The following is a 15,841-nucleotide window of genomic DNA, read 5'->3' as shown; positions in this document are numbered from 1 at the left end:
AAATTTAGATTTAGTTTAATAGTTGATGATTGTATATTTTGTAAATGTAATTGATTAAGATAATTACCACAATACCTATAAACAGGATTTTTATAAACTGTGCACCAAACTTAAAATCGATCTTAATGTGAATTAATGTAAAAACAATAAGAAAAATTAAAGGAAATGTTGCAGGATAAAATTTGAGAGAATCTATAAAATTGCCTTTTACTAAAGCTATAGCCGAACGTTGAAAGCCACAGCCTGGACAATCGATTCCAAAGTGAGATTTAAATGGGCAGGTTAAAAGATGTTGATTTAACCACTCGAACAAGCTAAATTCCTCTTCTTTCAACATCTTCTATAAAATTAGTTTGAGCATCTTTCCAGATTTTATATTTCTCCAAATCTTTAAGTACTTGCTTATAAACAAGATTTAATATAAAAATATCATCAACAAACCCTAGCACTGGAATAAAATCTGGTACTACATCAATAGGAGAAAGAAAATATATCAATCCACCGAGAATAGCTATAATTGAGCGCTTAGGAAGTTCGGTATAATCGCCATTAACATAATCTTTGGCAACAGCGAAGAGTAAAACCATTTTTGACCACACGCCATCAAGATCACTCTTATTTGTAACCGCTTTACCCAATGCCTCTTTAATCGTTTGGCTTGCTTGAGCTTTATCTTTAATTATCACAGATGCTTTACTTTCCGATTTTTTAAAGAAATCCAATATTTTCTGTCTGTTTAATTTCATGTTCAGCAATTTATACCTTAACGATTTAATTTGTGATAAACACCTAAACCTTTGATTTCATCATCTTCAAAATATCATCAAGATATTTTCTTTCATTCGCCAGCCGTGGAACTTTGTGTTGTCCACCCAACTTATCTTTAGCTTTTAACCAATCGTAAAATGTATTTGCAGGCGCATTATGAACTTTTGGGCGGCATAGAGCCATATCCTTGAATCGCTTTGAATCATAATCAGAATTTATTTCCCGTAACGTTTTATCCATTACATCAATAAATTTTTCGAAATTATCAGGTTGCTTATCAAACTCAATAATCCATTCGTGGCCACCTGCTTTTCCGTCTTTAAAATAAATTGGTCCGGCGGTATAATCTTTAATTTCGGCACCCGTAGCGTAACATGCTTTTGTAAGTGCCTGCTCTGCGTTATCAATAATTACCTCCTCGCCAAAGGCATTTATAAAGTGTTTCGTTCGGCCTGTTATTTTTATCCTATAAGGCGATAATGAAGTAAATTGAATGGTATCTCCAATCATATATCTCCACAAACCACCATTTGTAGAAATTACAATTGCATAGTTTTTATTTAATTCGACTTCGCCTAATAATAATGCTTTAGGATTTTCATCACCAATATTTTCCATTGGGATAAATTCATAGAAGATACCATAATCGAGCATCAAGAGCATTTCTTCAGAATTATCCTGATCCTGAATACCGAAAAAACCTTCGGATGCATTATAAGTTTCCAAATAATACATGTCATCTGATGGAATAAGTTGTTTAAACTGTTCTCGGTATGGCGCAAAGTTTACCGCACCATGAACATATAATTCAAGATTTGGCCAAACCTCTAATAAATTGCTTTTACCTGTTAATTGCAGTACCTTTTTTGCCAATACAATGGTCCATGTTGGTACGCCAGAAATACTGGTAACATTTTCCTGGATTGTTGCTTCGGCCATTCTATCCATCTTAACTTCATAATTATCCATTAATGCAATAGCCATATCAGGAGTTCGGTAATATTCGGCCCAGATAGGAAGATTTTTTATTAGTACAGCCGATAAATCACCATAAAAGCAATCTTCGTTTAGTTGATTAACCTGATGGCTGCCACCTAAAACTAAACCTTTTCCTGTAAACATTTGGTTATCAGGCCTGTTATTACAATAAATAGAAAGCATATCTTTACCACCTTTGAAATGGCATTCCTCTAAAGATTCTTCTGATACAGGAATAAATTTACTTCTATCGCTGGTGGTTCCTGATGATTTTGCAAACCACTTTATATCTGATGGCCATAGAATATTTTGTTCGCCATTAAGCATACGCTCTATATATGGCTTTAGTGTATCGTAATTTTGAATCGGAACCCTTTCCTGATATTGATGTGTTGTTAGAATGGTTTTATAATCATATTTCCTGCCCCATTCAGTATTTTCAGCACTATCAATTAAGTTATGAAACCATTCTTCCTGGACATCATAAGGATATTTCATAAAAAGCTCAATCTGATGAATTCGCTTTTTCATTAACCAGGTAAAAATTGAGTTTACGATTGCCATACTTTCAATTTAAACATCAAATGTTTTACGCTTCAATACAAAGTTAGAGCCTAAATAAACTTTTCTAACCATTTCATTTTCAGCTAAAACTTCAGGCACACCTTGTTCTAAAATTTTCCCTTCGAAAAGTAAATAAGCTCTATCTGTAATGGAAAGTGTTTCCTGTACATTGTGGTCGGTAATCAGGATGCCAATATTTTTGTGTTTAAGTTTTGCTACAATGCTTTGAATTTCTTCAACTGCAATCGGGTCTACACCTGCAAAAGGTTCATCCAATAAAATAAAATTAGGATTAGCTGCTAAAGCACGGGCTATTTCTGTACGGCGGCGCTCACCACCTGACAATAAATCTCCGCGGTTTTTACGAACCTTGTGCAAACTGAATTCATTAATCAACTCCTCTAGCTTATCTTTCTGTTCCTCCTTACTCATTTTGCTCATCTCCAAAATGGCAAGAATATTCTCTTCAACTGTTAGTTTCCTGAAAACTGAAGCCTCCTGCGCTAAATAACCAATGCCTTTTTGCGCACGACGATACATTGCATCTTCGGTAATATCTTCATCTTCCAAAAATATTCTACCTCCATTTGGCTTAATTAAACCAACTATCATATAGAAAGAAGTTGTTTTTCCGGCACCGTTTGGACCAAGCAAACCAACAATTTCTCCCTGGCTTACATTAAAAGAAACATCATTAACAACAGTACGTTGCTTATATTTTTTAACCAGATTTTCGGCTCTTAATATCATTCATTTTTACGATTTTTGATTTGAGATTTAGCAATTCAAATCTTGTATTTTTAAATCTGCTTGTCACATTGAGCCTTTCGAAATGCCCTTCGACAGGCTCAGGATGACATTAGAATTTTGTTAATTAACTTTAATTCCTTTAATATTCAACTGCAAGCGTTTCTTATCACGCCAAATGTTTTCTTCTATCGTATAACAAACAGAAAAAGGAACTTTTGGTTGTAAAAGATTTTGATAATCCGCTAATCCAAACCCAATGCATTCAAAAATACTCGAATTTTGTTGTTTTATATTAATTTTTAAATGATTCCCACCTACTGCCATAGCACTTTGGGTAAGATAAACATTATGTGTGACGAAAATAGATGCCATATTTTCTGGACCGAATGGCCCCATTTGTGCCAAAACACGATAAAATTTTCCATCAATTTGAGATAGTTCAATTTCTGCATCAATTTTAATCATTGGCGTTAAAAGTTCTTCGGTTATCGATGCCGAAACAATCTGCTCAAATTTATCAGCAAAAGCATCTACATTATGTTGCTGCATGGTTAAACCTGCTGCAAATTTATGCCCGCCATACTGATCCAATAAATCTGCGCAACCACTTAATGCTTCATATAAATCGAAACCAGCAACCGAACGACAAGAACCTGCAACAAGCCCATTAGACTTTGTAAGCACAATTGTTGGGCGATAATATTTTTCGGTTAAACGAGAAGCGACAATACCAATTACACCCTTATGCCAGTTTTCGTTAAAAACAACAGTTGTTTTCTTGTTGATTAGAATCTCGCTATCACCAATCAATGCTAATGCTTCTCGGGTAATATCCTGGTCGTAAGTTTTACGCTGGATATTTTTAAGATTAATTTCTACACTTTGTTCCAGAGAATTTCCATCTATCTGACACAGCAGCATGGCAACGGCGTGTTTGGCATGGTCGATTCTACCGGCGGCATTAATCCGTGGACCTAAAGTAAATACCACGTCAGTAATAGTGTAATTTTCGGTTTTACCAGAAACTTCCATTAATGCCCGCAAGCCTTCGCAAGGATTTGTATTGAGTTTTCGAATGCCGTAATAAGCCAAAATTCTATTTTCGCCAACAACTGGTACAATATCGGCAGCAATGCTAACCATTACCAGATCGAGATATTGCAAATAAGTTTCTTTAGGTAAATTATGCTTTTGCGCATAAGCCTGCGCCAGTTTAAAACCAATTCCACAGCCGGCAAGTTCTTTAAACGGGTATTCGCAATCGCTACGTTTTGGGTCTAAAATCGCAACTGCTTTTGGAAGTTCATCACCAGGTATATGGTGATCGCAAATGATAAAATCTATTCTCAGACCATTTGCGTAATCAATTTTATCGATGGATTTTATACCGCAATCTAAGGCAATAATGAGCGTAAAACCATTTTCACTTGCGTAATCTATTCCTGCAGTAGAAATTCCGTAACCTTCTAAATACCTATCTGGAATATAATATTCTATGTTTTGTGTGAGTTGAGAGAAGAAACTATAGGCCAATGCAACAGAAGTCGTTCCATCAACATCATAATCTCCGTAAATCAGAATTTTTTCGTGCGTAGCAAGAGCTTTTTCTATTCTTTCAATGGCTACATCCATATCCCTCATTAAAAATGGATTATGAAGATGATCTAAATCAGGTCTGAAAAAATCTTTTGCCGAATTATAATCACAAATATTCCTTTGAACCAATATTTGAGCAAGCGAGCGATCTATATTAAGTTGTTCTGTAATTTTAGCTATGGTTTCATCACTACAATCTGATGCTTTAACCCATCTTTTTCCCATTTATTCTATCTCCGAACAGTAAATATACATTTTAAATGCAGACGATTTAAGCAAAATAAATGCAAGACACTTGAAAGACTTTGCATCAGCGGGTTAAATTGTATTCGTAATTTCATTACTACAATACAGAATACCGCCATATTGAAATCATCAATAAGTAAAAAGGAGATTAGAATACTTATGCCAAAACGAATAAACAAATAGATTGTTAACTTTGCATAACAAATTAAATCTTTACATTTTGCAAGTTCACACCCTATTTGAAGGAACCTATTCTGTTGATGCTACAAAAAAATTTATTCCTTTTGATTCTGCTATTCATAATTTTAAAGATAGACCTGCATCCTTATTTATTAATGTTCAGCCATTTTTGGTAGAACTAGAAAACGATCTGTTTCTTTTTGATACAGGATTAGGTTTTAGTGATGACCACGGCGAATTAATTTTGCACAAAAACATTCGAAATGCTGGTTTCGACCCGAGTGATGTAACCAAAGTTTTAATGTCGCATCTACATTACGACCATTCTGGCGGAATGATTCATAAAATGGCTGATAAAACGGAACTAAGTTTCCCCGACGCAGAGTATATCATCAATCGCGGGGAATGGGAAACTGCTTTTAGTAGCTCTTCTTCATCTTACCACACTGGTATTTTTGAGTTTTTACAACGCAATGCACAATTGAAGTTTGTTGAAGGAGATGGGAATTTAAACGAAACAATTGCTTTTGAATTTACCGGAGCACATTGTCCAAACCACCAGGTTTTTATTTTAACAGAAGACAATCAAAAAGTATTTTTTGGTGGCGATGTTTTGCCAGAACCAAGCGAATTAATTAAAAACTTTATCGCCAAATACGATTTCGACGGTCGTAAAGCGATGGAGTTACGTAAAGAATTTGGCAGAAGAGCCGCAGCCGAAAACTGGGAATGTTTGTTTTACCATAGCAAAGAGCAAGCAACAGGTTTTGTTGATGAGGTTGATGGCGGGTTTAGAATTAGATAGGTAAAAGGGAAAGACCAAAGATGGAAGACTAAAGACCAAAGCAGAAAAATCAATCGTATTTTAATTTCATTGCCGTCTAGCTTTAGCTCACGGAAATATATAAAGCGCTAAGGGGTTAGACAAATTTTCAATCTGAGTTTGTTGCAGTTTTGTCGATTCCTAAACCCGAACGCAGTGGTATCCTTTTAGCTTTGCTTTTTTTGAGGGTAAGGAATGAGCGGCTAAAAGATTTAGCGGAGTGCAGGAACAGCCTTGCATAATTATACTGCAACTGCTTTTCGAAAATGTTAAAGTTTAAAAAATTATAACCATATAAGATTTAAGATAATGTAAGCTTACATGAAGCTCAAATTTCTTACATGATAAAAAATATATAACAACAAAAGGTCCCGATTTCCATCGAGACCTTTAACATTTTTCCGAGACGTGGAAAATTATTTTTTAGCTACTAATTTAACAGCTAATTCGAAGTTATCGTCAATTGCTTTGTCGCCAATGCTATCGAAGAAAGATTTTGAACCGTAACGAATATCATATTTAGTTCTATCTACAGTAATTTTACCCGCTAATGCAGAAACTGTACCATCAGCATTTACTGCAACGGTTGCAGGGAAGCTTAATGGTTTAGATATACCTTTGATTGTTAAATTTCCTGTTACTGTTAGATTAGTACCTGAGCCTGCAACTTTAGTAATTACGAAAGTTGAAGTAGGGAATTTAGCAACACCGAAGAAATCATCTGCTTTTAAATGTCCTTCTAATTTAGCACTACCATCAGCATCTTTAAGAGAGGCCATATCAATAGTGAAAGTACCGCCTGTTACTTTTTTACCATCAACGTTTAAAGTTCCTGACTGTAAAGCAATTGTTCCATTATGAGAACCAGTTACTTTTTTACCAATCCAGGTAATGGTTGATTTTGCTGCATCTACTGTGTAAGCAACTGGTTTAATAGTCGTAAAAGCTGATAAAGACACAACTGCAACTAATAAAAAGATTGAAGAGATTTTTAATTTCATTTTCTGGTTTTTTAATTTTGTGATACAAATATAGATTAACAACCGACATTCTCTTATTGACCTATGTTAACTTTTTCAAAAATAGTCGGATTTTGTTTAAATCTAATTGACTGTGTTTATAGCAATAAGGTTTAATGTATTTAAATATAAATTTGTTACGGAGTTTCTGGAAAGCAAATTCACAAATTAAATTGTCGGTAGTCGGGCTTTACATTTAATATTTTTTGTTAACGACATTATTGAAAACTTTAAAATTAGTAACAAAAAATGATACCATTTCAATCCCGTTTAAAAAATTAATGTTGTGCTGCTATTTCGAGTTTTAAGATGCAAAAAAAACCGCCTATCTTAGTTGTATAATTTAGTCAAGAATGAACCACAACGCAAAATCAATACGGCCTTTTATAGGCGCTAAAGACTTTGAAACATCAAGAAATTTCTACCGTGACTTAGGTTTTGAAGAAGTTACCTTAGGCAACCAAATGTCGGTTTTTAAAACTAGGAATATGGCTTTCTATTTGCAAGATGCCTATGTAAAAGATTGGATTGAAAATACCATGATATTTATGGAAGTTGATGATGTGAATCGATTTTACAATGAATTATCGGCTTTGGATTTAACAACTAAATATAAGGTTAAACTATCGCCAATCAAATATGAAGATTGGGGTAATGAGTGTTTCTTGCATGACCCAGCTGGCAATTTATGGCATTTTGGAGAGTTTAAATAAGGCTCTGATTTTCCTATCAATAATTAATTGTTATAGTTTAGGCTATTACCGTTGTTTTTAAACCTGACAGAAGCGGACAGCCCCGAATTTTTTCAATGAGGGCTACAGCGAATGGCAGGACTGCAGATCCCGATAAAATACTGAACGTTCATTTCCAAAAACTGTAAGCTTAAATTCTAAAATCTTTGAGGTATAATATTTAAAAGAATATTAAATAAAATCCTCCCCCTGCCCCCTCCAGAGGGGGATACATGGTGCAGATAGCGATTTGCAAGAAAAGATCAGTATTGCAATGTATAGTTAATGTTTAGGCTATTAACCAACCTTTGTTTTTAAACCTGACAGTAGCGGCAGCCCCGAGTTTTCTTCGGGAATTATAGTGAATGGCGGGACTGCGATTCCCGATAAAAAACAGAACATTCATTTCCAAAAAAAAATCTGCAAGTTCTATAAAAATGAATTCATAGAACTTGCAGATGATTGATTCGTGAAGACACCAACCTAATGTTTAAACTCCTCCCCCTTGCCACCTCCAGAGGGGATAGTAAACCGCTTAAATAAAAAATCTGCAAGCTTTATGAAAATGAATTTACAAAACTTGCAGATAAATTAATTTTTATTGATTTAATATTTTTCTATAAATTTTAATTTTTCAAATTTATCATCGCAGTTTGACCATCTGCGTTTACCTCAACAAACCCCTCTAAAAAATCATTGTAGCCTTTGCCATAATTTTCTGACTTATAATAATCTATTGTTCCGTAGGTACCATAACCACTTCCTGCATATTCTTTAACACTGTAATCAAGAGAATATTCAACGTTTGTACATAAATAATATTTACCTGGCTTCATATTGGGAAAAGTAAATTCGCCTGAACTATTGGTTATTGCTTCTAATCGTAAACGTAAAGCTTTATCAGCCATTAATACATATTTATTTTTCTTGGGATTATTTTTGCTTTTGTCTTTCCATAGCTTATAATATTCTTCAAAATAAGGTGTTACAGGATAGAGTCGAATTTTAACTTTTGTCGCTAAAATTTTTCTTGGGGGATTATTTGCCCCATAAGTACTCCTCGGACGTGTAAAAGCAACCCCAGTTATTTTTCCCTTTCCTTCTATCAATGCATTTTTAGTTTGTAATGAATCGAATTTTATTGAAGGGTAAGTTATAACTTCACTAGCTTTTCTTTTTATCTCATCTTTTTCTGCTTTTTCAGGCTCTACATACTGTGCTAGAGCTGTATAACAACTTGCACTCAATGCAATCAGGCAAATTATCTTTTTCATTATCAATATATTTTATTGGATGATAAATGCAAAAACAATGCCAACTGCCAGAAAGATTTTTAATTCTTGGCAAACCCTAAAAAGGAACAACCAAGAATTAAAACTCTCTGAATGAATCTATTATACTAAGGTACTATTTCTTCCAAATAACTTTCTACCGGCGGACAAGCACAAATCAGTGACCTATCGCCGTGGCTATCGTTAACACGACCAACTGATGGCCAGAACTTACGCTCTAACACATAAGGCAATGGAAAAGCTGCTGTTTGTCGGCTATATGCATGCTCCCAATCGTTTGCTGTAATTACTGAAACTGTATGAGGTGCATTTTTTAATGGGTTGTCTATCTTATCGAAAGTTCCGTTTTCTACTTCATCTACTTCTTTTTTAATCGCGATTAAGGCATCACAGAAACGATCTAACTCATGTTTAGGTTCAGATTCTGTAGGCTCAACCATTAAAGTTCCTGCAACCGGGAATGAAACCGTAGGTGCATGGAAACCATAATCCATTAAACGCTTAGCGATATCCGTAACTTCGATTCCAAAAGCTTTGAATGAGCGGCAATCTAAAATCATTTCGTGTGCACAACGTCCCTGAGCACCAGAATACAACACCGGATAGTGATGCTCCAAACGGGCTTTCATGTAGTTTGCATTTAAAATTGCGTATTTGGTTGCATTGGTTAATCCCTCTGCCCCCATCATAGCGATGTAAGCATGAGAAATTATCAAAATTGATGCAGAACCCCAGGGAGCAGAAGAAACCGCAGAAATGGATTTTCCTTTATCGATATCAACCACGGTGTGACCAGGAAGATAAGGAACCAAATGTTTAGCCACGCCGATTGGACCCATACCAGGACCACCACCACCGTGAGGAATACAGAAAGTTTTGTGCAAATTTAAATGGCAAACATCGGCGCCAATATTAGCCGGGCTGGTTAAACCAACTTGTGCATTCATGTTCGCACCATCCATGTAAACTTGGCCGCCATTAGCGTGAATGGTTTCGCAAATTTCGATAATACTTTCTTCGAATACCCCGTGAGTTGATGGATAAGTTACCATCAAACAGGATAAGTTTTCTTTATGTAATTCTGCTTTTGCTTTTAAATCTTCAACATCTATATTGCCGTTTTCTAAAGATTTTACGACAACAATTTTCATATCGGCCATTGCTGCAGATGCAGGATTTGTACCATGAGCTGATGCAGGAATTAAAGCTACGTTACGATGGAAATCGCCTCTATCGTGGTGATAAGCACGGATAACCATTAAACCAGCGTATTCGCCCTGAGCACCTGCATTTGGTTGCAAACTCATGGCCGCAAAACCTGTAATTTCGCTTAACCACTTATCCAATTCGTTAAAAACGGAATAATAACCTAATACTTGGTCGGCAGGAGCAAATGGATGGATGCGACCGAAATGAGACCAGGTAACCGGAATCATTTCTGCAGTTGCATTTAATTTCATAGTGCAGCTACCTAAAGCAATCATCGAATGGCAAAGCGATAAATCTTTCCCCTCTAACGATTTTATATATCGCAACATTTCATGTTCAGAATGGTGCGAATTGAAAACCGGATGTGCTAAATAGGCAGAAGTACGTTGTAACTCAGTCGGAATAACAGTTTCTACATTTTCTACAACCTCAACTTCATCAGCGGCTATAGCTTTAACTTTAGCAAATATTTTAGCAATTAAAGCAACGTCTTCAAAGGTGGTGGTTTCATCAACAGAAATGCTGACTACACTACCCGAATAATTTAAATTGATTTCGTTATCAATACAACCCGATTGAATACCAGCTTTTAAATCGCCTAATTCGAAACGAATGGTATCGAAATAAACAGAACTTAATTGCTCATAACCTAAATTTTTAATGGTTGATGCTAAGCTGATGGCCAAACCATGCGTACGTTCTGCAATGGCTTTTAAACCTTTCGGACCATGATAAGCAGCATAAAAACCAGCCATAATGGCCAATAATGCTTGAGCAGTACAAATGTTTGATGTTGCTTTATCTCTACGGATGTGTTGCTCGCGGGTTTGCAAAGCCATACGTAAAGCATAATCACCATGGCTATCAATGGTTACACCGATAATACGACCTGGAATATTACGTTTGTATTCTTCTTTAGTAGCAAAAAATGCAGCATGAGGACCACCAAATCCCATAGGGATACCAAAACGTTGAGTAGTACCTACAACAACATCAGCACCCCATTCACCTGGGGGAGTTAATAATGTTAGACTTAAAATATCAGCTGCAACTGTTAATTTAATATTTTGATTGTGTAATTCTGAAGCAAAATTTTTATAATCGAAAACCTCGCCATTTCCTGCCGGATATTGAACAATCGCCCCGAAGAAATCTTCAGTAGCAATGAAATCCAAATGACTTCCGATGACCAGTTCAATGCTGTAAGGGTTAGCACGGGTTTTTAAAATATCTATCGTTTGTGGAAAAACCAATTCTGAAACGAAGTACTTTTTCGCAGCCTGGTTTTTACGCAAACTATATTGCATAAACATTGCCTCAGCCGCAGCTGTACCTTCATCTAAAAGTGATGCATTGGCAATTTCCATTCCAGTTAAATCGATAACCATCGTTTGGAAATTTAATAATGCCTGCAAACGACCTTGGGCAATTTCTGCCTGGTAAGGCGTATATTGAGTGTACCATCCCGGATTTTCGAAAACATTACGCAAAATTACACCTGGAGTAATCGTATCGTAATAACCTTGCCCGATAAAGCTTTTAAAAACTTTATTTAACAACGAAGTTTGTTTTAAAGCACTAAGATATTCAGTTTCCGATTTTGCAGCAGGCAAATTCAACGGCTGCTTCAATCTAATTGTTGCCGGAACAGTTTGGTCAATCAATTCATCAATCGAATTTACGCCAACGGTATGCAACATTGCTTCAGTATCTTCTTGATTTGGCGCAATATGTCGATTCTGAAACTCTTCTTTGTAGTGGATGTTTAAGCTCATGCTATGTGAATAATAAGATGCCGCAAAGGTAGGAATTTCGTTATGGTTTTAAGTCATAACGCTATGTAAAAATCATCTATGGAGAGGGGTCAATTGATATGATTTTACTTCAAAATTATAATTGTTTAAAGCAAACGATTGTTTTAAATACTTTTTAAATGTGTGGTTTTAAAAGGTAGTAAATAGTTTCAAACCCTCTTTAATACTTTGATGCAGAAAATCAAATACACTCACTCTTTTTATGTTTAAAAATTGTTAATTTAAAAGAACTAATGTTGTAATATTCGAATGCGTTGTAAACGCAGTTTTATTACCTTTGAAAAATATCAGAGTCATAAAGTTCTATGAGTTCAAAAAAAACCAATGTTGCTATTTTAGTTCATGCTTGCGACAGGTATGAATTTCTGTTCCAAGGCTTTGATTACTTTTTTTCAGCACATTGGGATTTTAAAATTCCTGGCAATTATTATTTCGCAACCGAAGCGTTGGATGTTAAAATTAATGGCTTTGAGAATATTAAATCGGGCAGTGGAGCATGGGCAGACCGACTAGCTTTCTTATTAAAAAATAAAATAGAAGAAGATTACATTCTTTATTTTCAAGAAGATATGTGGTTAAGTAAGCCTGTAAATCGGAAATTTTTTACAGAGCTATTTGACCAGGCTATTAAAAACGATTGGAAGCATGTGAAACTGCATAGTTCTGATGTTTATAAAACTAAACCAATCGACAATTATATTGAAGGATTTAATGTTTCTGAAGTGGACAATCGGAAATCTGATTTTTTAATGTCGCACCAGGTTACGCTTTGGAGAAAAGATTATTTATTGGCTCAACTTTATAAAAACGAACATCCATGGAGAAACGAAAGAAGAGCAACAAAGCGTTTAAAAAAGCTTAATCCACAAATTTTTCATATTGATTACTTCTCAGAAAACGGTTCTGCAGAAATTAATGTAAACAATCAGCCCGTAAAACGAAGTGAGTATCATGCAGTTTCGTTTAATAGCACATTAAATTTTAATGTTCTAGACTACGTTAAATTGCTTAATAAGGGAAAAGCGGAACACAAAAAATATGCTACTGAATTGCAAGACCATTACGATAATAATTTAACGCATGATGGAAAGCCAAAAGCTAAAAAAGAAGATATTTTTAAAAAGTTTAAAAATTGGTTTACCAAAAAGAAAGGCTAAAAAAGCATTGTTTTTATTATAGCCTTAATGCTCAATAACTATTTTTGAACTTTCCAACCCTCATCTTTACTCAACTTAAGCTTATAAGTTTTAGTAATAAAGTTGCTGTTTTCACTCGCATCCTTATCAAATGGAGCAAAATCTGTATTTACTTTTTTTAGTGAAACCGTTACTTTCGATGTACTTGAATTAACCTGAGAAAAATCGACAGGCTTTTCATCAGCTAAAACATATTCTACAACTTTTACAGTTGCTTTATCCTCATCCTGTTTCAAAACCAACGGACTTGCTTTTTCAGTTAAAGTTATCTGATAAACGAAACTACTATCTTTTGATAAAAATTTCTTATTCGCTTCTTTTAAACTAAGCGTTACCATTCCTTTACTTTCTAAAGTTTTATATTTTGCTAAATCTGCTTTATCGCTTTTACTACTAAATTTTATTTCACCAAAATTAAACCTTGTCGTTTTATATTCAGGGTTTGCTTTTAAATAATCTGTTATCACAGAACCGGCCTCATCCTGGTTAATAGTGGTTTTAGTTGTACATCCAGCAAAGCCGATAATAAGTATAGATAAAATATAAAAAGTAAGTTTTTTCATTTGTGTATGTTTTGTGTTTTAAAGGTATTTAATTTTTATTTCAACCGCAAAGAACGCTAAGTTTTTCGCAAAGGAAAAAACGATTATTTTTACCACCGAGGCCATAGAGATTTTTACTGAGACAAAAAGTAATTAATTTAGTCTTTGCCACAGATTCGCAGATTATTTTAATAATTATTAAATACATTGCATATTGGTACAAAAATTCATGCGCTTTGTGCCTTTACTCGGTGTTTTTTGTGGTTGCTCATTAAGCAATCAACTTTGCGCTTTCAACTTTGCGAACTTTGCGGTTAAATATTTTTCTTCCTTAAATACTTCAGATTTGGGATAACCATTGCCGATAAAATCACACATACGCCAACCCACCGTAAAAAAGAAACCTGCTCTTGCAGCACAAAACCCGCCATCATTACGGCCACAGGCAATTCTGCTGCACTTAAGATAGAACTTAATGCTGTACCAATACGAGGAACACCTTCAGCATAAAATAATGGTGGAATTACTGTTCCAAAAACTGAAATTATTAATCCCCATTTTAATAAACTTCCATTTAGTGCTCCATTAAAAAGAAATGCTGGAGGGAAAATTATGAAGATTAAGATACAGGCTCCCGTTATCATTAAAGCACTTTTCTGCAAAGGCGGATATTCATTCCCAATTTTACCACTTAACATTAAAAATCCTGCGTAAGCTATTGCAGCCAACAAGCCAAATCCTATTCCTGTTAAATTTAAACTTTCAATACTGGTTTCTATCATTCCGCTGGCTAAAACCGTTCCACCTAAAACTAAAAGAATCGAAAGTAATTGTATAACCGTTGGTTTCTTTTTGAATATGACATACTCCATCAAAATACTCATCCAGATAAATTGCATCAATAATATTATAGCAACAGAATTGGGAACCAGCTTTACACACTGGTAATAAAAAATACTGACTAACCCAGTACAAGTTCCGGCTAAAATCATTTTCCACCAAGGGGTTTTTATTTTAATCTCTCTTGATTTATAAACTGATGTTTTGGTTTGAAAGAAAAATAAAACCCACAAAATTACTGCACCAAAAAAAGCCTGAGCACCGGTAACATCGCCAAGTGTATAACCATCGCGGTAAGCAAGTTTAACAAAAGTAGAAAGGATGCCGAAACTGCAGGCACCAAAAAAAACAAGGAGAATTCCTTTTAGCATATATTAAAGAATTAACCGCAAAGACCACTAGGTTAACCCGAAAGTAAGGCAAAGCTGAAATACAACCGAGCACCTAACTTTGCGTTACTTTGCGTCACAATCCTTTGCGGTCTTTGCGGTTAAAAACTAAACTAGTTGTTGTAAATATTTTTGAATAGTGGTTTCAAGTCCCAAATAAAGCGCATCGCTGATTAAAGCATGTCCAATAGAAACTTCTAGCAAACCCGGAATGCTTTGAGCAAAGTAATGAAGGTTATGTAAGTCCAAATCATGCCCAGCATTAATACCTAAATTTAAATGATTTGCATGGTGAGCTGCAGCAATGTAATTTACAATAGCCTTTTCTCTATCACCAAAATAATTATGCGCATAAGCCTCGGTGTATAACTCAATTCTATCCGTTCCTGTTTCGGCGGCACCTTCTACCATTTCTACAACCGGGTCAACAAAAATAGAAACCCGAATACCTTCCTTTTGGAAAACGGCAACCATTTCCTTTAAATAATCTTTATGTTTAATCGTATCCCAACCGTGATTTGATGTGATTTGACCTTCAGCATCGGGGACCAATGTAACCTGAGCCGGTTTATTTGCAAGCACCAAATCAACAAATTTATCCTCTTTGCAATTGCCTTCAATATTAAATTCAGTAGCAATGGCAGCTTTTAAATCGTAAACATCCTGGTAGCGGATGTGACGTTCATCGGGACGTGGATGTACCGTAATTCCCTGCGCACCAAAAGCCTCACAATCCAGCGCAACTTTAACTAAATCAGGATTATTGCCGCCACGACTGTTACGTAATGTGGCAATTTTATTGATGTTAACCGATAACTTTGTCATGCCGCAAAGATATGGCTTTGCCTTTATTAATACGGAACGTTAAATAAATTTGACTTTTTTTTGCTCATATTTGTTTGCA

Annotated in this window: 14 protein-coding genes; 3 read left to right on the top strand and 11 right to left on the bottom strand. The window is 35.1% G+C overall.

Going from position 1 to position 15,841, the window contains the following annotated elements; translation table 11 throughout:
* Positions 1-10: 10 nt before the first annotated feature.
* The 5 genes from IEV50_RS17605 to recJ form a co-directional block, all read right to left on the bottom strand.
* Positions 11-337, bottom strand: a complete 327-nt coding sequence (locus IEV50_RS17605) for a DUF2752 domain-containing protein (protein WP_188416880.1) — start codon at positions 335-337, stop codon at positions 11-13.
* On the bottom strand, positions 315-746 hold the full coding sequence (locus tag IEV50_RS17600) for a YkvA family protein (protein ID WP_188416878.1): 432 nt from the start codon (positions 744-746) through the stop codon (positions 315-317). The genes IEV50_RS17605 and IEV50_RS17600 overlap by 23 nt, the downstream gene beginning before the upstream one ends.
* A gap of 43 nt (positions 747-789) precedes the next feature.
* Positions 790-2,310 (bottom strand): GH3 auxin-responsive promoter family protein, encoded by a 1,521-nt coding sequence (locus IEV50_RS17595; RefSeq protein ID WP_188416876.1) that lies wholly within the window; start codon positions 2,308-2,310, stop codon positions 790-792.
* A gap of 9 nt (positions 2,311-2,319) precedes the next feature.
* On the bottom strand, positions 2,320-3,060 hold the full coding sequence (gene lptB / locus IEV50_RS17590; RefSeq protein ID WP_188416874.1) for an LPS export ABC transporter ATP-binding protein: 741 nt from the start codon (positions 3,058-3,060) through the stop codon (positions 2,320-2,322).
* Positions 3,061-3,180: 120 nt separating this feature from the next.
* Positions 3,181-4,881 (bottom strand): single-stranded-DNA-specific exonuclease RecJ, encoded by a 1,701-nt coding sequence (recJ, locus tag IEV50_RS17585; RefSeq protein ID WP_188416872.1) that lies wholly within the window; start codon positions 4,879-4,881, stop codon positions 3,181-3,183.
* A gap of 241 nt (positions 4,882-5,122) precedes the next feature.
* Here recJ and IEV50_RS17580 point away from each other — a divergent pair, with 241 nt between their 5' ends.
* Positions 5,123-5,887, top strand: a complete 765-nt coding sequence (locus IEV50_RS17580) for an MBL fold metallo-hydrolase (RefSeq protein WP_188416870.1) — start codon at positions 5,123-5,125, stop codon at positions 5,885-5,887.
* A gap of 434 nt (positions 5,888-6,321) precedes the next feature.
* Here IEV50_RS17580 and IEV50_RS17575 read toward each other — a convergent pair whose 3' ends face one another.
* The gene (locus tag IEV50_RS17575) at positions 6,322-6,906 is read right to left on the bottom strand and encodes a YceI family protein (protein WP_188416868.1); all 585 of its coding nucleotides are present in this window, start codon (positions 6,904-6,906) and stop codon (positions 6,322-6,324) included.
* Between the two features lie 371 nt (positions 6,907-7,277).
* Between IEV50_RS17575 and IEV50_RS17570 the strand changes: the two genes are divergently transcribed.
* A complete protein-coding gene (locus tag IEV50_RS17570) occupies positions 7,278-7,637 on the top strand; it encodes a VOC family protein (protein WP_188416867.1) in 360 nt (119 codons plus the stop codon).
* Between the two features lie 644 nt (positions 7,638-8,281).
* On the opposite strand, the gene IEV50_RS17565 is transcribed toward IEV50_RS17570, so the two are convergent.
* Together IEV50_RS17565 and gcvP are read right to left on the bottom strand one after the other, a co-directional pair.
* On the bottom strand, positions 8,282-8,929 hold the full coding sequence (locus IEV50_RS17565; protein ID WP_188416865.1) for a carboxypeptidase-like regulatory domain-containing protein: 648 nt from the start codon (positions 8,927-8,929) through the stop codon (positions 8,282-8,284).
* 125 nt (positions 8,930-9,054) lie between these two features.
* On the bottom strand, positions 9,055-11,931 hold the full coding sequence (gene gcvP, locus IEV50_RS17560) for an aminomethyl-transferring glycine dehydrogenase (protein WP_188416863.1): 2,877 nt from the start codon (positions 11,929-11,931) through the stop codon (positions 9,055-9,057).
* 344 nt (positions 11,932-12,275) lie between these two features.
* Between gcvP and IEV50_RS17555 the strand changes: the two genes are divergently transcribed.
* Positions 12,276-13,127 carry a hypothetical protein gene (locus IEV50_RS17555; protein ID WP_188416860.1) on the top strand — a complete coding sequence of 284 codons (852 nt, stop codon included), beginning with the start codon at positions 12,276-12,278 and terminating at the stop codon, positions 13,125-13,127.
* 38 nt (positions 13,128-13,165) lie between these two features.
* Here IEV50_RS17555 and IEV50_RS17550 read toward each other — a convergent pair whose 3' ends face one another.
* The 3 genes from IEV50_RS17550 to IEV50_RS17540 all read right to left on the bottom strand — a co-directional run bounded on the left by IEV50_RS17550 (position 13,166) and on the right by IEV50_RS17540 (position 15,762).
* Entirely contained in the window at positions 13,166-13,729 is a 564-nt protein-coding gene (locus IEV50_RS17550; RefSeq protein ID WP_188416858.1) for a hypothetical protein, read from the bottom strand.
* Positions 13,730-14,022: 293 nt separating this feature from the next.
* Entirely contained in the window at positions 14,023-14,919 is an 897-nt protein-coding gene (locus tag IEV50_RS17545; protein WP_188416856.1) for an EamA family transporter, read from the bottom strand.
* A 126-nt stretch (positions 14,920-15,045) separates the two neighbouring features.
* A complete protein-coding gene (locus IEV50_RS17540; RefSeq protein ID WP_123206577.1) occupies positions 15,046-15,762 on the bottom strand; it encodes a pyridoxine 5'-phosphate synthase in 717 nt (238 codons plus the stop codon).
* Between the last annotated feature and the right edge of the window lie 79 nt (positions 15,763-15,841).

Source organism: Pedobacter mendelii (assembly GCF_014635725.1).
GTDB classification, from domain to species: Bacteria; Bacteroidota; Bacteroidia; order Sphingobacteriales; family Sphingobacteriaceae; genus Pedobacter; species Pedobacter mendelii.
This window is presented reverse-complemented; position numbering and strand designations above follow the sequence as displayed.